This is a genomic window from Comamonas sp. 14P8.1.4, assembly GCF_057799285.1.
In genome coordinates, this window is the sequence record NZ_JBYOKN010000002.1 from 45447 (window position 1) to 64947 (window position 19501).

The 19501-nt window shown below is 63.5% G+C and carries 15 protein-coding genes; 9 read left to right on the top strand and 6 right to left on the bottom strand.

The window, feature by feature from the left end:
- Positions 1-225: 225 nt before the first annotated feature.
- From hemE to AC27VO_RS04840, 3 genes are all read left to right on the top strand, one after another.
- Positions 226-1341, top strand: a complete 1116-nt coding sequence (hemE, locus tag AC27VO_RS04830) for a uroporphyrinogen decarboxylase (protein WP_488665590.1) — start codon at positions 226-228, stop codon at positions 1339-1341.
- Positions 1342-1757: 416 nt separating this feature from the next.
- Complete coding sequence (gene priA / locus AC27VO_RS04835) at positions 1758-3938, top strand: replication restart helicase PriA (protein WP_488665591.1); 2181 nt, start codon at positions 1758-1760, stop codon at positions 3936-3938.
- A 184-nt stretch (positions 3939-4122) separates the two neighbouring features.
- Complete coding sequence (locus tag AC27VO_RS04840) at positions 4123-5244, top strand: type II asparaginase (RefSeq protein ID WP_488665592.1); 1122 nt, start codon at positions 4123-4125, stop codon at positions 5242-5244.
- A 58-nt stretch (positions 5245-5302) separates the two neighbouring features.
- Here AC27VO_RS04840 and AC27VO_RS04845 read toward each other — a convergent pair whose 3' ends face one another.
- The 5 genes from AC27VO_RS04845 to AC27VO_RS04865 all read right to left on the bottom strand — a co-directional run bounded on the left by AC27VO_RS04845 (position 5303) and on the right by AC27VO_RS04865 (position 10191).
- The gene (locus tag AC27VO_RS04845) at positions 5303-6142 is read right to left on the bottom strand and encodes a ChbG/HpnK family deacetylase (RefSeq protein WP_488665593.1); all 840 of its coding nucleotides are present in this window, start codon (positions 6140-6142) and stop codon (positions 5303-5305) included.
- Entirely contained in the window at positions 6139-6558 is a 420-nt protein-coding gene (locus tag AC27VO_RS04850) for a GtrA family protein (RefSeq protein ID WP_488665594.1), read from the bottom strand. Before AC27VO_RS04850 ends, AC27VO_RS04845 begins: the two co-directional genes overlap by 4 nt.
- Positions 6555-7559: a glycosyltransferase family 2 protein gene (locus tag AC27VO_RS04855; RefSeq protein WP_488665595.1), complete on the bottom strand. Its 1005-nt coding sequence runs from the start codon at positions 7557-7559 to the stop codon at positions 6555-6557. Before AC27VO_RS04855 ends, AC27VO_RS04850 begins: the two co-directional genes overlap by 4 nt.
- Positions 7560-7564: 5 nt before the next feature.
- Positions 7565-9175 carry a glycosyltransferase family 39 protein gene (locus AC27VO_RS04860; protein WP_488665596.1) on the bottom strand — a complete coding sequence of 537 codons (1611 nt, stop codon included), beginning with the start codon at positions 9173-9175 and terminating at the stop codon, positions 7565-7567.
- 68 nt (positions 9176-9243) lie between these two features.
- Positions 9244-10191, bottom strand: a complete 948-nt coding sequence (locus AC27VO_RS04865) for an AEC family transporter (protein ID WP_488665597.1) — start codon at positions 10189-10191, stop codon at positions 9244-9246.
- A 215-nt stretch (positions 10192-10406) separates the two neighbouring features.
- Between AC27VO_RS04865 and AC27VO_RS04870 the strand changes: the two genes are divergently transcribed.
- The 3 genes from AC27VO_RS04870 to AC27VO_RS04880 all read left to right on the top strand — a co-directional run bounded on the left by AC27VO_RS04870 (position 10407) and on the right by AC27VO_RS04880 (position 14524).
- The gene (locus AC27VO_RS04870; RefSeq protein WP_488665598.1) at positions 10407-12473 is read left to right on the top strand and encodes an ATP-dependent helicase; all 2067 of its coding nucleotides are present in this window, start codon (positions 10407-10409) and stop codon (positions 12471-12473) included.
- A gap of 180 nt (positions 12474-12653) precedes the next feature.
- Positions 12654-13838 carry a phospholipase A gene (locus AC27VO_RS04875; RefSeq protein ID WP_488665599.1) on the top strand — a complete coding sequence of 395 codons (1185 nt, stop codon included), beginning with the start codon at positions 12654-12656 and terminating at the stop codon, positions 13836-13838.
- A 248-nt stretch (positions 13839-14086) separates the two neighbouring features.
- Positions 14087-14524 carry a hypothetical protein gene (locus AC27VO_RS04880; protein ID WP_488665600.1) on the top strand — a complete coding sequence of 146 codons (438 nt, stop codon included), beginning with the start codon at positions 14087-14089 and terminating at the stop codon, positions 14522-14524.
- Between the two features lie 18 nt (positions 14525-14542).
- Here AC27VO_RS04880 and AC27VO_RS04885 read toward each other — a convergent pair whose 3' ends face one another.
- On the bottom strand, positions 14543-15013 hold the full coding sequence (locus AC27VO_RS04885; protein WP_488665601.1) for a universal stress protein: 471 nt from the start codon (positions 15011-15013) through the stop codon (positions 14543-14545).
- A gap of 106 nt (positions 15014-15119) precedes the next feature.
- On the opposite strand from AC27VO_RS04885, the gene tgt reads away from it, so the two are divergent.
- The 3 genes from tgt to AC27VO_RS04900 all read left to right on the top strand — a co-directional run bounded on the left by tgt (position 15120) and on the right by AC27VO_RS04900 (position 19478).
- Positions 15120-16292 carry a tRNA guanosine(34) transglycosylase Tgt gene (gene tgt / locus AC27VO_RS04890; protein WP_488665602.1) on the top strand — a complete coding sequence of 391 codons (1173 nt, stop codon included), beginning with the start codon at positions 15120-15122 and terminating at the stop codon, positions 16290-16292.
- 194 nt (positions 16293-16486) lie between these two features.
- Positions 16487-17923 (top strand): GGDEF domain-containing protein, encoded by a 1437-nt coding sequence (locus tag AC27VO_RS04895; protein ID WP_488665603.1) that lies wholly within the window; start codon positions 16487-16489, stop codon positions 17921-17923.
- A gap of 118 nt (positions 17924-18041) precedes the next feature.
- Positions 18042-19478 carry a GGDEF domain-containing protein gene (locus AC27VO_RS04900; protein WP_488665604.1) on the top strand — a complete coding sequence of 479 codons (1437 nt, stop codon included), beginning with the start codon at positions 18042-18044 and terminating at the stop codon, positions 19476-19478.
- Positions 19479-19501: the final 23 nt, after the last annotated feature.

Genomic DNA, 19501 nt, shown 5'->3' on the forward strand with positions numbered 1-19501 from the left:
CCAATTTCTTCATCAGCCCACGGCCTGCATGGTAGGCCGCGCAGATGACAGCCATATGACGGCGCTGTGCTTGCGCTGCATCAGGACACGTGCAGCTAATACCGCGCATGCGTCCGTGGGCATGAGGCGAGTCAAGGCCTTCCGTTAAACTGCCCGCTTTCCAAGAACCATCCTTACGCCGCAGCGCTTTGCTGCGGCATCGGCCCTTTCTCAGTGTGAGCGCCCATGTCTTTTGCCCCCCTTTTGAACGACACCTTCCTGCGCGCCTGCCGTCGCCAGGCCACCGATTACACGCCCCTGTGGCTGATGCGCCAGGCTGGCCGTTACCTGCCTGAGTACAAAGCCACGCGCGCCCAGGCTGGCAGCTTCATGGGTCTGGCCACCAACGTCCAGTACGCCACCGAAGTCACGCTGCAGCCGCTGGAGCGCTTCCCGCTCGACGCCGCCATCTTGTTCAGCGACATCCTGACCGTGCCTGACGCAATGGGCCTGGGCCTGTCCTTCGCGGAAGGCGAAGGCCCGCGCTTTGCCAAGGTGGTGCGCGACGAGGCCGCCGTGGCCGAGCTGGCCGTGCCCGACATGGACAAGCTGCGCTATGTGTTTGACGCGGTCACCAGCATCCGCAAGGCGCTGAACGGCCGCGTGCCGCTCATCGGTTTTTCCGGCAGCCCCTGGACGCTGGCCTGCTACATGGTTGAAGGCAAGGGCAGCGACGACTACCGCCTGGTCAAAAGCCTGATGTACAGCCGCCCAGACCTGATGCACAAGATCTTGGCCGTCAACGCCGACAGCGTGGCCGCTTATCTGAATGCCCAGATCGACGCGGGCGCGCAGGCAGTCATGATTTTTGACAGCTGGGGCGGTGTGCTAGCCGACGGCATGTTCCAGCAATTCAGCCTGGCCTACACCAAGCGCGTGCTCAGCCAGCTCAAGCGCACCGGCGTGGATGGCACCGATGTGCCCCGCATCGTCTTCACCAAGGGCGGCGGCATCTGGCTGCCCGACATGAAGGACATCGACTGCGAAGTGCTGGGCCTGGACTGGACGGCCAACCTCGGCCACGCCCGCTCCATCGTGGGTGGTGTGGCAGGCGGCCCCGGCAAAGCGCTGCAGGGCAATATCGACCCCAACGTGCTGTTTGCCCCACCCGAGCAAGTGGCCGTCCACGCGCGCGCCGTGCTGGACAGCTTTGGCAAGCCCCACACCGACAAGACGACGAGCGGCCCCACCCACATCTTCAACCTGGGCCACGGCATCAGCCAGTTCACACCACCTGAGCACGTGGCGGCCCTGGTGGAGACCGTGCACAGCTACTCGCGCCAGCAGCGCCAGGGTGCTTAAAGCACGCCTGCAAGGCTAGCGCTCACACACCCCGCAGGCCGTGGTCCTTGGCCTACAGCTTGCGGGAGGGTGGATGTAGTTAAATTGCCACTATTGCTGTCCAAAAAACAACAAAACCCGGCAAGCCACCCCCATCACCCCCTTGCTTTCACGCTCTTGACAGCGCACCAAGTTTGAACTTATGCACAACTTTGGGCGTGCGGGCGCATGTTTTCAGTGCCACCAAGGCGATAGCAAAAAAACACGTAACCACGTTGCAAGTTGTTGATTTTATTTAGATAAATTTATGACAAGCCTGTCATATCAAAATAAAGTCAATGCGAGCTGTTTTCAACCGCTCGGCCTGTGGTAGACAATCCCCACAAAGTTATCCACAGAAACTTGAATCCATAGCACCTGTCCCTTATCTGACGCCCATGCCCGAGCTGGCACCTACACCCCATGTAGTTCATGTGGCCGTCCACACCCCTGTTCACAGCGGCGTTGGCACCCCTTTGAGCTACACCCACAGCACCGCGCTGCCCCCGGGTACGCTGGTGCGTGTGCCGCTGGGTACACGCCATCTGCTGGGGGTGGTGTGGGAGGCGCCACGCGATGAAGCGCCCCTGCCCGACCATGCCAAGCTGCGCGCCATTGACGCGGTGATGACGGATCTGCCACCGCTCAACGTGCCGTGGCAGCGCCTGGTGGGCTTTGCCGCCCGCTACTACCAGCGCAGCGTGGGCGAGATTGCCATGGCCGGCCTGCCACCCGCCTTGCGCGACATGACCGCCGAGCAGCTGGCCAAGCGGCTGGCACCGCCCAAGCCCAAGAAGCTGTCCAAAAAAGCCGCCGCCCTCGCTGCCGAAGAGGCTGTAGATAACTCAGTAGCAGCCCCGCTGACGCCAGAAAAACCTGTAGCACTGAGCGCAGAGCAGCAAAGCGTTTTCAGCCAAATTGAGCAACACCCCGGCCCGTTTCTGCTTTACGGCAGCACCGGCAGCGGCAAGACCGAGGTGTATCTGCGCGTGGTGCAGCAGGCGCTGGATGCCGACCCGCAGGCCCAGGCGTTGGTGATGGTGCCGGAGATCAACCTCACACCCCAGTTGCAGCAGCGCTTTGAAGCCCGCTTTGCCCCCCTGTACGGCGCACAGGCCGTCGTCAGCATGCACAGCGGCATGACGGATGTGCAGCGCCTCAAAAGCTGGCTGGCCGCGCACACGGGCCAGGCGCGCATCGTGCTGGGCACGCGCATGTCGGTGTTTGCCAGCCTGCCGGGGCTCAAAGTCATCGTCGTCGACGAAGAGCACGACCCCAGCTACAAGCAGCAGGAAGGCGCACGCTACTCCGCCCGTGATCTGGCGCTGTGGCGCGGCCATGCCTGCGGGGCACAAGTCATTCTGGGCAGCGCCACCCCCTCGCTGGAGAGCTGGCACGCCAGCGAGCCCGCCAGCAGTGGTGGCCCCGGGCGCTACCTGCGGCTGCACATGCCCAGCCGCATCGGCGCGGGCGCACTGCCGCGCGTGCGCATGGTCGACATGACGCAGCAGCCCAAGAAGACCGTGTTCTCCCAGCCGCTGCTGGCCGCCATCACCGAACGCGTGCAGCGCGGCGAGCAAAGCCTGATTCTGCTCAACCGCCGGGGTTTTGCCCCCGTCTTGTTTTGCGCCGACTGCAACTGGAAAAGCGACTGCCCGCACTGCAGCGCCCACCAGGTCTTCCACAAGGGCGACCGCACCCTGCGCTGCCACCACTGTGGCGACACGCGCCGCGTGCCCCACGCCTGCCCGGAATGCGGCAACCCCGACATCCTGCCGCTGGGCAAGGGCACCGAACAGCTGGAAGAAGAGCTGGAGCGCCTGCTGCGCAATGTGCAGCGCCCGGACGGCAACCCAGCGCGCGTGGCGCGCATCGACGCCGACACCACCAAACTCAAAGGCGCTCTGGAAGAACAGCTGGCGCTGGTGCACAGCGGCGAGGTGGATGTGCTGGTTGGCACCCAAATGGTGGCCAAGGGGCATGACTTTCGCCGCATCACCCTGGTGGCGGCCGTGCAGCCCGATGGGGCGCTGTTCTCCAGCGACTTCCGTGCGCCCGAGCGTCTGTTCTGCCTGCTGATGCAAGCCGCAGGCCGCGCCGGGCGCGATGCCCAGTACATCAGCGACCAGGGCAGCCGCCCCGAAATGTGGGTGCAAAGCATGGACCCGCAGCACAGCGTCTTCCAGGCGCTGCGCGCGCACGACTACCCCGCGTTTGCCCAGCAGCAGTTGCGCGAGCGCCAGGATGCGGCCATGCCGCCCTATGCCTTCCAGGCCCTGGTGCGCGCTGATGCCAAGACGCAGGAAGCCGCCCAGGCATTTTTGCGCGCCGCCACCGACGCGGCCCACCAGGGCCAGCTGCCGCACCTGTCGGACATTTTTCTCTACCCACCCATCCCCATGACCGTGCAGCGCGTGGCCAATGTGGAGCGCGCCCAGATGCTGATCGAAACCCACGACCGCCGCGCCCTGCAAAGGTTTTTGCACGCCTGGCAGCCGTGGTTGCACTGGGTCCGCAGCCAGCCCCAGCACAAGGGGCTGGTGCGCTGGCTGGTGGATGTGGATCCGCTGTCGCTGTGAAAAGCGCTTTTCAGCTTCTGCAGGAAATTGGCCTTCAGCCCATATAGAGCAAGCGCTTACAGCTCCTGTTTTCGTTATGTGCAGCGGCTTTCATGGTTCTACCTGATGCCAAGCGGGCGCGGTTGTTGCATGGTCGGCAGCAGCCACCCTCCCTATCCTGAGGGTGCACTTTGATGGAGCACTCATGCGTTTGATCCCTGCGTTTCGTTTGTCCCTGATAACGGTGTCTCTGGCCCTGGCCGGTTGCGCCAGCCAAGCCGCCGGCCCTGCTGCGACCAGCACTGTGGCCCCCACCAGCACCACCACCGCTGCGGCTGCCAAACCCCATGTCGTGGTTCTGGCCACCGGTGGCACCATTGCCGGTGCCGGTGCCAGCGCCATGAACAGCGCCACCTACAGCGCCGCCAAGGTTCCGGTCGACAAGCTGCTGGCCGGCCTGCCCGAGCTGAACCAGCTGGCCACCGTGACCGGTGAGCAGGTGTTCCAGATTGCCTCGGAAAGCTTCACCAACAAGGAACTGGTGACCCTGGCCAAGCGCGTGAGCGAGCTGGCCCAGCGCCCTGACGTGCAGGGCATCGTCATCACCCACGGCACCGACACGCTGGAAGAAACCGGCTTCTTCCTGAATCTGGTGGTGCCCACCGACAAGCCCATCGTGCTGGTAGGCTCCATGCGCCCCGGCACGGCCATTTCGGCCGATGGTGCACTGAACCTGCTGGGCGCGGTGGCCACCGCCGCCAGCAAAGACGCGGCAGGCAAAGGCGTACTGGTGAGCATGAATGACGACATCCACACCGCACGCGATGTGGCCAAGCTCACCAACATCAAGACCAATGCTTTCGCCAGCCAGTGGGGCCCGCTGGGCATGGTGGTGGAGGGCAAGACCTACTGGTTCCGTGCCCCGGTCAAGCGCCACACCAAGGGCAGCGAGTTCAATATCACCCAGATCAACGAGTTGCCCGCGGTGGACATCGTGTACGGCTACGGCAATGTGCCAGCCACCGCCATCGACGCGCTGGGCAAGGCCGGTGTCCAGGCCATCGTGCATGCGGGTACGGGCAACGGCTCGGTGGCCGACCGCATCGTCCCCAAGCTCAATGAACTGCGCAGCCAGGGCACGATCATCGTGCGCAGCTCACGCATTCCCGCAGGCTTTGTGCTGCGCAATGCCGAGCAGCCCGACGACAAGTACGACTGGGTGGTCGCCCACGACCTGAATCCGCAGAAAGCCCGCCTGCTGACCGCCGTGGCCCTGACCAAGACGCGCGACACCAAGGAGTTGCAGCGCATTTTCTGGGAATATTGATAAAAAAGCTTCCAGCGCTTATGCAGCAAGCGCTGGAAGCTATGTTTTTTGAATCCAATCAGGCCGCCTGCAACAGCGGCTTGAGCGGCCCTTGCTGAATCTGGCAATGCTGCGCCTGCAGCAATGCGCCAAAGGCCTCCGACATCAGGTAGCTGAACTCCACCGGGCGCTGGGCGCCAATCGCATCACCCACCACCTCTTGCGTGGCCGGGTGGCACATCAGCAGGCTGCCCGCCTGCACCTGCGGCAGCCACTGCGCCATTTGCGCGCCGTAGCCCTCAGGCGTGGGGGCATCAAAACCGTACACCCCGCCAAATCCCTGGTTGATGAGCACGCCCTCCTGGCGCAGGCGGCGCGTCGTCTGCCAGCCGCCCAGCAAGGCAATGATGGCCGCCTTGGGGCTGCGCCACAGCGTGCCCAGCGGCGCGGTGGAACGCACCCACGGCATCTGCGCGGGCGTGTAACGCTGGCGCAGCACATGCAGCATGGCATCCGCAAAGCCCGGCAGTTGGTGCACGTGCTGGTGGCCGTCAATAAAGTCCGGCGGCGTACCCAGCGCTGCTTCGAAGGCATCGAGTTGCTGGCTCCACATGGCACGCATGGCCTCGGTCGACCAGGTGCCGGTGTAGGCCTGCCGAATCACGGTGCCCAACGGCTGGGCTGGGGCAGCGCCGCCGTGGCTTTCCGTCAGGTTGAAGTGCAAGCCCACCGACAGCCGGGGGCGCAGCGCCTGGAGCACCGGTGCCGCCTGTGCCCAGCGGGGCGCGGTCGTCATGCAGCTGGTAGCCGACAAACGGCCCGCCAGCGTGAGTTGCACCACGGCCTCATCGACCGCAGGGTGCAGCGCAAAGTCATCGGCACACAGAATCAGCGCACGCGGCGCGGCAGCAGCAGTCATGCGGAACGCCTCTTAAAAGCCCAGAACTTGCTCAGCACAAACGTGCCCACGGCCACCACGACCAGCACGACAGCCAAGCTCACAAAATAGTGCCAAGGCAGCCATTGCAGCGCTGCGGCATACAGCAGCTCATTGACCACAAACGACAGGCAGGCCACGGCGAAAAACCGGGCCACCGTACCCCAGCCGCGCGTGGCAGTGGCCGAGAACGTCAGCCATGCATGGCCGTTGTAGCTGACCACAAACGCCACCAGAAAACCCAGCACATTGGCCTGCAGCGGGGCCATGCCGGCCAGCGCCACCAGCAAGCCCACCACGATCAGGTGGGTGGCCGCCGCGCTGCCGCCCACCAGCAAAAATTGCAGCGCCTGGGGCAATGCCTGCAAGCGCTGCAGCACTTTATGACCCACACTCATGCGTCATCGCGCCAGGGGCTGCGGTCTTCGTCGCGCGCCAGCAGATAGGCGGGGCGACGCTTGACTTCGTCATAGATACGGCCGATGTACTCCCCCAGAATGCCGATGGACATGAGCTGCACGCCCGAAAACAGCATGATGCCGGCCGCCAGCGTGGGCCAGCCCGCCAGATCCACGCCAAACAGGAAGGTGTCGATGGTGATCCACGCGCCGTAGGCAATCGCCAGCAAGGCGATCAAGCCACCAATCACGCTCCACACGCGCAGCGGCAAAGTGGTGAACGAGGTCAGCCCCAGCAAAGCCAGCGCGCCCAGGCGGCGCAGATTGAAGCTGGAGGCCCCGGCGGCACGGTCCTTCGGCACAAACGGCAGGGCCGCCGTCTTGAAGCCCACCCAGGCGTACAACCCCTTCATGAAGCGGTTGCGCTCAGGCAAAGCCTTGAGGGCATCGACCACCTTGCGGTCCATCCAGCGGAAGTCCCCGGCATTGGGCGGCACTTTGACACCGCTGCCGGAGTTCATCAGCGCGTAGAACAAGTCGGTGCCCAGGCGCTTGGCACCGCTTTCTGCACCGCGATCGGCAATCACGCCGTACACCATCTCATAGCCGTTTTGCCACAGCGCATGCATCTCGGGCAGCAGCTCCAGCGGGTGCTGGAAGTCGGCATCGATCAGCAGCACGGCGTTGCCACGGGCATGGTCAATCCCGGCGGACAGCGCGGCTTCCTTGCCGTAGTTGCGCGACAGTGCCAGGTAGCGCAGGGGCATCTCGGCCACCAAGCGCATGGCCACATCGTGCGTGGCATCGCGGCTGCCGTCGTTGACGACGATGATTTCAAAATCAGGCGTCAGGCTTTGCAGCACGGGCAGCAAGGCCCGCAGAAAACCTTCCAGGTTCTCCTGCTCGTTATAGGCAGGCACCACACAGCTCAGGCGCAAAGGCGCCCGTGGCAGCGCCCCCAAGGGGGCTGCGGGTGCAAATTCATCATGCATGTCACTCATCGCGCTCATTGCACATCCTTTGCCGTGGGGCTTGCTGGCGGCAGGTCAAAAACCACATAACGGAAGGCCATCGGCTTGGGAAAGCGCCAGCCACTGCGCGCCGTGGACAGCACATGGGGCTCCACTGCCAAGCCTTGCGCGGCCAGCCACGTCTGGGCCTGCTGCACGCAGTCGCTGTCTGCCAGCGCGGTGTTGTCGGTCACCGCACCCAGCGGGCACAGCAGCATGCCCTGCTGGCTGCGCCAGTCCTTCATGCCTGCCAGCTGTGCCGGGAAACTGTCGGGCATATCGGGCACAGTGCGCAAGCCGGGCTGTGCATAGAAGGAGACCATGGCGTTTTCCGCCCAGGCACCACCCACCCACTGCAGACGCTCGCCCGGATGGCGTTGCTGCCACTGCGCCAGAATTTGCTGCGCTGCGACTTCCGTCGGACGGTAGTACCCCCGATCACTTTTCTTGGCACTCACGACCGCCGCCACTGCACCCAGCAACGCCACCACCAGCACCACAGGCCACCAGGCCTTGCGCAAACGCGCCAGCACCTGTGTCGTGGCAGCGGGGCTCAGCCCATGCAGATTGCGCAGCCACAGCAGTGCAAACGCATAGCCGATGGGAATGGCCCAGGGTGTCGACAGCTCGGCCACCCCGAAAACGCCACACAGCAAGGTCAGCAGCCACGGCATCAACGCCAGGGTAAACAGCACATCGTCCTTGCCTTGGGGCAGCCAGCTGCGCCACAAGAAGCGCCCCAGCGTGCGCCAGCCAGACTGGCCCTGCATGCGTGCGTGCAGCACGGCATACACCGCACACGCAGCCAGCCATGCGGGCAGCCAGTAAAACAGCGGCGCCAGCGCAAAACGCAGCACATAGCGCCACACCACGCCACCATCGCCCTGGCTCATGGCGTAAGTGATGGGGGCCCAGTCATGCCCGGCCATCCAGGCCACATGGGGCGACAGCGCCAGCGCAAACACCAGTAGCGCCAGATATGGGCGCGGCGTGCACAGCCACTGGCGGCCTTGTGCGTGCAGCACCACGGGCACCAGGAAACCGGCCAGAAATACGCCGCTGTAGTATTTGCTGAGCATGCACGCTGCGGCCACCAGCCCCAGCCAAGCGCTGAACCACGCACCGCGCCAGCCCTTCTCCTGCCAGCTGGCCAGCAGCAGGGCCGCAGCCCAGGGCCACAGCGACAGCAACTGGCTGTTGGCGTTGAACTTGCCCGCCAGCGAGGTGTAGGGGAAGGTCCACAACAGCAGCAAAGCGCCCCAAGGAGCCAGGCCGCCCAGCCCCAGGCGTCGGCCCAGACTCAGCACACCCCACAGGCCCACGGCCACATTCACATACGACAACAGGCGGTAAGCCCCGTCCGTATTCGGGAAGACGGAGAACCACACGCCCACCACCCAGGCGAAAAAGGGCGGATGCTTGTGCGTGCCCCACAGAAACGGCTGGGACCAGGCATAGTTTTCCAGCATGTCGTTGTAGCTGTCGAGGTTGGCGCCCGAAAAATAGGACACCCAGGCCCAGACCGCACAAGCAACGGCGATCAGCAGCGCCGTCTGTCTGCCGCTCAGCGAAGACGGGACGGGCTGGGAAGAGGAGAAGGTCAACATGTCGATCCCAAAACTTGGATCGGACTATTGTAAAGATGGGGCTTTCGGTGTCGTGCGTAACAAAACGCTTAAGCCACGAGGCGTACTGCCGCTGAAAACGTCACAAACGCCAACGCGGTGCTCACCAAAATAATGCGTGCCACCCGCCCGCCATGGGCCCCAAAACGTTCGGTGAGCAGTGACACATTGCTGGCGCTGGGCAGCGCCGCCACCAGCACCAGGGTGGTGATGGTGCTGGGCGACAGAGTCCAGCCCGCCGCCAGCGCCCCCTGGCACGCCAGCCAGACCAGCACCGGGTGCAGCACCAACTTGGCCAGTGCAATCGGCACATAGTGGCGCGGTGCCACCTGCTCCTGCAGATTCATTTGCGAGCGCGCCAGCACAGCGCCAATCGTGAACAGCGCCACCGGCGAGGCCGCCCCTGCCAGCATGGCCACAGTTTGATCCAGCGGCCCCGGCAGGGTCACCGCCCAGGCGGATGCCAGCGCACCCAGCGCGATCGACCACGGCATCGGGTTGGTGAGCATGCCCTTGAGCGCATTGCGCAGCGCCTGCGCCGCGCCACCTTCGCCTTGCCCCAAGCGCGACAGCGCAATGCACAGCGAGGTGGTGATCACCATGTCCAGCGCCATGGTCAAAATCACAGGGCCAGCGCTGCTGGCACCCAGCAGGGCCACCAGCAGCGGCACGCCCATAAAGCCCGAATTGGGAAAGGCCGCCACCAGCGCGCCAAACGCCGCATCGTTCCAGCCCCAGCGTTGAAGCGTCAGCGCGATCGTGCCAGCCACCAGCAGGCCGCCGCACAGCAGGTACACCCCTGCCGCCACCGGGTCGAGCAACTGCGCAATCGGCGTTTGCGCGCCAAAGCGGTAGAGCATGCACGGCAGCGCAAAATACAGCACAAAAGTGTTGAGCCCCGGGATGGCCGCCAAAGGCAGCACGCCCCGTCGCGTGGCGACAAAGCCAAACAGGACCAGGGCAAAAAACGGGAAGGTGACGGCAAGAATGGACAGCACAGCACGCGATTGTGGCAGTGACGACGCCACTTTCCACTACACCGCTTACGCACAGGCGACAACTGTTGCGACAGGCAAACTCGCTGTCCGCACGGGCAAGGCCTGCGCCGCCATGACCGCCGCCCCGTGTTGCGTATGATGGGCCAGCGCCTGCCTGCCAGCGCCCCCGCTGCGCACCAGGCGTTCATTGTTTCCGTTCTTTTCTTTGCACTTCCATGTCTGCTGGCCTGAATCTCGCCCAACTCCAAGCTGTCCACTACACCGAAGGCCCTTGCCTGGTGCTGGCGGGCGCAGGCTCGGGCAAGACCCGCGTGATCACGCACAAGATCGGCAAGCTGATTGAAAACGGCATGGCCCCCAAGCGCATTGCCGCCATCACCTTCACCAACAAGGCCGCCGCCGAAATGCGCGAGCGCGCCTCCGGGCTGATTGGCCGCCAGGCCAAGGATGTGCTGATCTGCACCTTCCACTCGCTGGGGGTGCGCATGGTGCGCGAAGACGGGCATGTGCTGGGGCTCAAACCCAACTTCAGCATCTTGGACTCGGACGACGTGACCGGTATCCTCAAAGACTGCGCGGGCGGCACCACCGACGTGGCCACTGCACGCCAGTGGCAGTGGACGATCAGCAACTGGAAAAACGCCGGCTGGGACAGCCGCAAGGCGCTGGCCATGGCAGAAGACGACAGCGCACGCAGCATCGCACTGATCATGCAGCGCTATGAAGAGCGCCTGACCGCCTACCAGAGCGTGGACTTTGACGACCTGATCGGCATGCCCATGCGCCTGCTCAAGGGGCATGTGGAAGTGCGCGAGAAATGGCAGCGCCTGCTAGGCCATGTGCTGGTCGACGAATACCAGGACACCAACGCCACACAGTACGAACTGCTGAAACTGCTGGTGGGCGAGCGCGCGCACTTCACCGCCGTGGGCGACGATGACCAGTCGATTTACGGCTGGCGCGGCGCCACGCTGGACAATCTGAAGAAGCTGCCGATTGAGTACCCCAACCTCAAGCTCATCAAGCTGGAGCAGAACTACCGCTCGACATCCGCCATCCTGCGCGCGGCCAACAATGTGATTGGCCCCAACCCCAAGCTATTTCCCAAAACCCTGTTCTCGGAACTGGGCGAGGGCGAGCCGGTGCGCATTGTGGATTGCGACACGGAAGAGCACGAGGCCGAGCGCGCCGCCATGCGCATCCTGCACCTGCGCGCCAACACCAATCCGCAGCCCGCCTGGAAAGACTTTGCCATCCTCTACCGCGCCAACCACCAGGCCAAGCCGTTCGAGAAAGCGCTGCGCAAGATGAACATCCCGTACAAGGTATCGGGCGGCACCAGTTTTTTTGACCGTGCCGAAATCAAGGACCTGTGCGCCTGGTTCCGCCTGTGGATCAACAACGACGATGACCCCGCGTTTCTGCGCGCCATCGGCACGCCCAAGCGCGGCATCGGCCACACCACGCTGGGCAAGCTGGGAGAGTTTTCCACCCAGCACAAGCTGTCCATGTTCGGTGCCCTGTTCTCGCACATGCTGGAGGCGGTGCTGCCCAAAAAGTCCCACGAGGGGCTGCTCGAGTTTGGCCGCTACATCAACGATCTGGAATACCGCGCCCGCCATACGCTGGGGGCGGAGGCATCGCGCACCTTCATGCTCGACTGGCTCAAGGAAATTGGCTACGAGCAGTACCTGTACGACAGCGAAGACAGCGAAACCGTGGCCGCTGCGCGCTGGACGAATGTGCTGGAGTTCTGCGACTGGATGAGCCAGCGCGCCGGTGGCGAGATCGCCGACGCTGCGGCCACCACCACCCAGACCGAAACCAAGAGCCTGCTAGAGGTGGCGCGCAACATTGCCCTGCTGTCCACCATCAGCGAGCGCGAAAAAGAGCAGGACATGGTGGTGCTGTCCACGCTGCACGCGTCCAAGGGTCTGGAGTGGCCGCACGTGATGCTGGTGGGCGTCACCGAGGGCATGCTGCCCTTCAAGCTCGACGATGACGACGGCAAGCAGCAAAAGGTCAGCGACGACATTGCCCAGCGCCTGCAGGAAGAGCGCCGCCTGATGTACGTGGGCATCACCCGCGCCCAGCGCACGCTGGCCGTGAGCTGGACCAAGCGCCGCAAAAAAGGCCGCGACATGGTGCAGTGCCAGCCCAGCCGCTTCATCAAGGAGATGAACCTGGACGCCAGCACCGCCCGCGAAGACCCGCGCGAGAAGCTGCGCCAGCTGCGCGAGCAACTGGCGCGCAAGGCCGAGGCGGCACCCAAGTCCATCTAAGCCGTGGCCCATGAACTTCATAGCTACCAGCGCTTGCTGTTCCTGGGCTAGAGGCCAAAAACCATCACCTTTTGAAAAGCTTGCGTGTCTGGCTGACGCAGGGGCTGGGCACGGCCCGGTATGCTGCGCCAGACCTCAGGCCTCACCCCGTCCCTTGTGCGCCTGAGGAAGGAATATTGCATGCACACCTCGCCGCTTTCCCTGGCCTTGCTGCTCGGCAGCGCTGCCATCGCCCCCTGTGCGCTGGCCCAGTCGGCCACGCCGCCCGCCGCCGTCACGGGGGATACCTGGCGCCAATGCGCCGCCACCACCGACAACGCCGCACGCCTGGCCTGCTTTGACAGCTGGGCCCAGCACCAGCAACCGCTGGTCGCACCGCCTGCGACCGTTTGGCATTCGCCTGCCGCATCGGCACAGCAGTCGGATGCCGACACCCTGCAGCACGCCGCCAACGCCCCCATGGTGCAAGCCGACGTGGCCACCGGGCAGGGTCTGGTGGTCACCAACGGCGGTTGCCGTGATCCGCGTTACAGCGAAATCTCGCGCTTTTACGAGCTGGAAACCGGCACGGACTGCGGCACGTTCACTTTCCGGGGCTTCAAGCCGCTGTCGGTGTTTGTGACCGCCGCAGACAGCGTCAACCAGCAACCCAGCAGCCCGGGCAAAGCCTCGGCCGATTTCCGCGACTACCGCAAGGAAGAGCTGCGCGTTCAGCTGTCGGCGCGCACCAAGCTGGCTTCGGGCCTGCTGACTTCGCCCACCTCGGGCCTGCAAGACTCCGTCTGGGTGGGCTACACCCAGCAGTCGTACTGGCAGGTGTTCAGCCCCGCGCTGTCTCGCCCCTTCCGCACGACAGACCACGAGCCTGAAATTTTCTACGTCTACCCCACCACCGCCCAGCTGCCGTTTGGCTGGCAGTGGCGCTACAGCGGCGTGGGCATGGTGCACCACTCCAATGGGCAAAGCGATCCGCTCTCGCGCAGCTGGAACCGCTGGTACGTGATGACCGGCGCCGAGCTGAACAACCGCTGGCAAGTCCACGCCAAGCTGTGGAAGCGCATGGGCGAGAGCAACGGGGACGACGACAACCCCGGCATTCAAGACTATTGGGGCCGTGGCGAAGTCAAAGTCGCCTGGCAGCCCAACGAGAAAAACATGCTGGCCCTGACGGCACGCGGCAGTCTGGGCCAGGGCTATGGATCGGGCCGCATGGAATGGCTGCGCACCATCGGCCAGGGCTGGAATGGCGGCAAAAGCAATTTGCGCCTGCACGTCCAGCTGTTCAGCGGCTATGGAGAAAGCCTCATTGACTACAACCGCAAACGAACTTCACTCTCGGTCGGTTTGAGCTTGCTGGATTTTTAAGCCTGCATCGCCCCAAAAACCATAGCTTCTAGCGCTTTCCAGACAAGCGCCAGAAGCTATTTTTGTGTGTTTTTTCAATTGCTTGCACTATTCCACAATTGGCGCTTGTGGGCACTGACAGCATCCCTCAGAATCATTCTCACGCTGCGGCAGTGCCCTGCACTCCCAGGAACTGACCCGCTCTGCACCACCATTTCATTGGTTTGGATGCCCCTCATGTCGCAGACAATGCGACAGCAAGGATGACCATGAATCTGCAATACCAGCTCAAAGCCGGCAGCTATTACCTGTACGACATGCGCGACAAGCCCAGTGCCGTCACCGGTGAACGCCGCTTCAAGCTCAAAACAGATCTGCTGGCCATCGCTTTTGACAACCACACGGGCGAAGTGCACCAGCACGGCACGCCCTCCCGCATCCAGTCCTGGGCGGCCAACACCCGCCGCCGCCTGCGCGCGGCCGGCCTGTGGCAAGAGGCAGAAGACATCATCGTCATCAGCGGCCCCTTCCCCGTCGAAGAAATCAACAAGTGCCTGTGGATCAGGGGCTACTGCCGCCGCCTGCTGCAGCGCCTGTCCAGCCTGCCGCATGGCAAGCTGTCCACGCGCCCCAGTGCCAAGAACGCCCGCAGCAGCTACAGCAGCCAGCGCAGCCACCAAAAAAGCTGGCAGCGCCAAGCAGCCTGAGCCTTTTGGCTGCTTGCTTTAGGCGGCATCCCCCTCGTCGTCCAGCGCCTCAGGCTGCTCGGGTTCACGCACGATCAATACGGGCCGCGAGCAACGGCTGATCACCGCCTTCGAGACCGAGCCCACCAGCGCGCTCTCAATGGCGCCCATGCCCCGGGCCCCGAGCATCACCATATCGGCGTTGAGCTGCTCGGCCATATCGACCAGCACGGTGCCCGGCTCACCCAGCACCACTTCCATCGAGTAGCCCACGCCAGCGGCATCCAGCAGGGCCGCGCCTTGCGCCATCAGATGCTCTCCGGCCTCCACGGCTGCGGCGGCAATCGCATCGGAGTCCTGGGTTGCCAGCTGCAGCAGCGAGGCGGGCTCCTGCACATTCACCAGTGCAATCTCCGCACGCAAGCCGCGCGACACCAGCGCCAAAGCCTGGCGCACCGCCTCCAGCGACTCGTTGGAGCCATCAACCGCAATCATGATGTTGGTGTACATGGTGTTCTCCTTGTGGTTCTCTAACGCCTAGATTCCACTATAGACCACCCCGGCTCGCAGGCATCTGCGGCAGCGCATGCCGCCTTCTGGGACAATGCGCGCCATCATGCTGCAGTTCGAACTCCTCAAAACCGACCCCACCAGCCACGCGCGCCGTGGCACGCTGACCCTGAACCACGGTAAGGTGCAGACCCCCATCTTCATGCCCGTTGGCACCTATGGCACCGTCAAGGGTGTGATGCCGCGCAGCCTGGAAGAGATGGGTGCCCAGATCATTCTGGGCAACACCTTCCACCTGTGGATGCGCCCTGGCCTGGACATCATGAAGTCCTTTGGTGGCCTGCACGGCTTTGAGAAGTGGAACAAGCCCATCCTGACCGACTCGGGCGGCTTCCAGGTCTGGTCGCTGGGCTCCATGCGCAAAATCACCGAAGAAGGTGTGCACTTCCAAAGCCCCGTGAACGGCGACAAGCTGTTCATGTCGCCCGAAGTGAGCATGCAGATCCAGACCACGCTGAACTCCGACATCGTGATGCAGCTGGACGAATGCACGCCCTACGAGACCAACGGCAAAAAAACCACCGAAGCCGAAGCCCGTAAGTCGATGGAGATGAGTCGCCGCTGGGCCAAGCGCTCCAAGGACGAGTTTGAGCGTCTGGAGAACCCCAATGCCCTGTTCGGCATTGTGCAAGGCGGCATGTTCACCAACCTGCGCGAAGAGTCGCTGCAGGCGCTGGTGGAAATGGATTTCCCCGGCTACGCCGTGGGCGGCGTCTCCGTGGGCGAGCCCAAGGACGAGATGCTTGAAATCATGGCGCACACGCCGCACCTGCTGCCCACCAACAAGCCCCGCTACCTGATGGGCGTAGGCACCCCCGAAGATCTGGTCCAAGGCGTAGCCGATGGCGTGGACATGTTTGACTGCGTGATGCCCACCCGCAATGCACGCAACGGCACCGTGTTCACCCGTTATGGGGACCTGAAGCTGCGCAATGCGCGCCACAAGGTCGATCACCAGCCGCTGGACACCACCTGCACCTGCCACGCTTGCGCGGGCAAGAGCGGTGTGAGCTGGGACGATGGCGGGCGCGACGGCTTCAGCCGCGCTTACCTGCACCACCTGGACCGCTGCGGTGAAATGCTTGGCCCCATGCTGACCACCATCCACAACCTGCACTACTACCTGAATCTGATGCAGGAAGTACGTAACGCGCTGGATGTCGGCACGTTTGAGCAGTTCCGCGCCCAGTTCAAGGCCGACCGCGCCCGCGGCGTATAAAGCCCCCCGCGCCCACGACCCACCTCCTTCGGGAGGTTTTTTTTCGCCTAGCGGCTGGTGGCATGGCGGCCTGAGCGACGAGCGGTCGCGTTTTTGCAATTCTTTGTGATCTGGCGAATTTGTCTGCCACGACTTGCAACACGTAACGTTTAAAAATGTGTCATAGCACGGCTTACCTGCCCGAAATCCGCACCATGCCACCAGTCGCCGCTCTCTCTCCCAGCCATAGCCTTTCGCTGTGGCAACGCCAAGCCATCTTGATGGCCTGCATTTTTGCGGCGTGCATGGTGGGCATCTTCAGTCGCCCCATTGGCTACTTGGCCGCTTTCTGGCCCGCCAACGCCCTCATGCTGGGCATCCTGATTCGCAATCCAGCGCTCGGCCAGTCGGTCTGGACCTGGCTGGGCAGCCTGCTGACTTACATCGCGGCGGATTTGATCACCGGCTCCACCATCTTCATCGCGCTGACGCTGAATGCCGCCAACATCGTGGGCGTCGGTGCTGCCTGGTTCTATCTGCGCCGGCAAGAGCCCGAAGTGCTGCGTTTTCAGCGACAACGCTCGGTGTTGGTTCTGTTCAACGCCTGCTTGCTGGGCGCCGCAGGCTGCACCCTGGCCGGGGCATTGCCGGGCAGCATCGCCTTTCATGTGCCACTGTGGCGCTCAGCGGCGCTGTGGCTGACCACGGAGTTCTACAACTTCATCCTGATCGTGCCCGCTTTCATGGCTGCACCACCCGCCAAGCTCTCGGCATGGATACCGTCTGCCCGCAACTGGTCGCTGCAAGGCACATTGCCGCTGGTGGCCCTGCTGGTCAGCGAAGCACTCAGCCTGCTCATTGGCGGCCCCGGTGCCATCGCCTTCATCATGCCGGCCATGGTGTGGTGTGCCATGGTCTATGGCGTCTTCCCCACCACACTGCTGAACCTGCTGGTGTGCTTTGGCAAAACCGCCGCGATTGCATTGGGTGCCTTCAGCTTTACCCCCGACCATGTTGCTGAAGTCGTCTCCTACCGCACAGGCATGGCCCTGCTGTCGCTGGCACCCCTAGCCGTAGCCTGCGCCTATGCACTGCGCATGCAGGCGCTGCAACGGCTGCACCATGCCGTCAGTCACGATTTTCTGACGGGCGTGCTGGCCCGCCGCGCGTTGCTGGAGCGTGGGCAAAAGCTGCTGTCGCGCCTGGAAGAAGAAGGCCAGCCCGTGGCCATGCTGATGATGGATATTGACCACTTCAAAAGCGTGAATGACCGCTTTGGCCACGCGCAAGGCGATGTGGTGTTGCAGGAGTTTGCGGTGCTGGCGCGCGAGTCCTTGCGGCCTGACGATTTGATGGGACGCATGGGGGGCGAAGAGTTCGCCATTGTGCTGCCACGCACCAGCCGCGATCAGGCCCTGCAAGTGAGTCAGCGGCTGTGCGATCGGCTGCGCGAACACCCCTTCCCGCTGCCCAACCAGGGGCATATGCAGGTGACACTGAGCATTGGCCTGCACTCGGTCAGCGCCATCGGTTCCCAAGACAATATGGAGCAACTGCTCTCCAAAGCCGATATGGCCTTGTATGTCGCCAAGAACAGTGGCCGCAACCAGGTGCGGCAGTACGGCCCGAGCATGGCGCCCTCGGCCATCTGAGCTGCACCCTGCACGGCAGCGCTGCCGCATTGCAGGCCACCGCAGCACCCGCGCAACACCTGATGCTTTGCAACGAGATGTATGCAAAATCAGAGATTGACCTCTGATGACCACCGCTATGCATCCATCTTCTACCTACCACAGCCCCTCCCAGGCACCGCCTGTGCGCCGCATGCAGCTGGTGCTGACCCTCTGCGTTTTCACCGCCTGCATGGTGGGCATCTTCAGCCGCCCCATTGGATTTCTGGCCGTTTTTTGGCCGGCCAACGCCATTTTTCTTGGCTTGCTGCTGCGCCGACCGACTGTGGCACGGCGCTGGGAAACGTGGGTGATGGCTTTCGCGGCCTATATGGCAGCCGATCTGCTGACAGGCTCCAGCCTGCTCATGGCGCTGGCACTGAACCTGGCCAACATCACCGGCGTGGCCGCCGGCTGGCTGGTCTTTCGCCAATTCTCTGTCGAAACCTTGCGCTTTCAGCGCCAGCGCTCCGTCTTGCTGCTGCTGGTGGGCTGTCTGGTGGCTGCTTCCGCATGCACTGCGGTGGCCAGCTGGCCCAGCGCTGTCTTTTTCGACATTTCCTGGCTGCATGCCACCGCCCTGTGGCTTTCCAGCGAGTTTTTCAACTACATCCTGATCACCCCCGTCATTTTGAGCGCACCTTTGCGCAGGCCAGCCTTCCAGCCCCTGGGGGATGTTCAGGACTGGAAATACTGGGGGCCGCTGCTGGCGCTGATCTTGAGCGAGATGCTGAGCACGGTGCTGGGTGGCCCCGGGGCGATTGCCTTCAGCATGCCGGCCATGGTCTGGTGTGCCATGGCCTATGGCGTCTTCCCGATCACCGTTTTGAGCCTGATGCTGTGCTTGTGGAAAACGGCCACCATTGCCATGGGCGCGCTGGACTTCCTGCCGTCCGAGGTGCAAGACGTCATGTCCTACCGCACCGGTTTGGCCCTGCTGTCGCTGGCCCCACTGGCCGTGGCTAGCGCCTACAGCCTGCGTACAGCAGCCCTGCACAAGTTGCACCACGCCGCCAACCACGATTTCCTCACAGGGCTGCTCTCTCGCCAGGCGCTGATGGAAAACGGCAACAAGCTGCTGTCCCGCTTGCATGAATCACACCACGGCGTGGCCGTGTTGATGGCCGATATTGATCACTTCAAAACCATCAATGACCGCTTTGGGCACGCGCAGGGGGATGTGGTGCTGAAAGAATTTGCGCAGCTGGCCAGTGCCTCGCTGCGCCCCGCCGACTTGTTGGGCCGGCTCGGCGGTGAAGAATTTGCCATCATCTTGCCGCACACCGACCATGAACAAGCCTTGCGCATTGCCACACGGCTGTGCAAGCGGCTGCAGGCCCACCGCTTTGTGCTGTCTGGTGGCGATCCGCTGCAAGTGAGCCTGAGCGTGGGCCTGTATGCCACTGCCGACCTGTCGGCAGAAGACACGCTGGAGCGCCTGCTGGGCAACGCGGACATGGCCTTGTACATGGCCAAGAACAGCGGCCGCAATCAGGTGCGCCAGTATGGCCCGGCAATGCAGACCGCTATTCACTAAACGATAGCTGCCTGCACTCAATA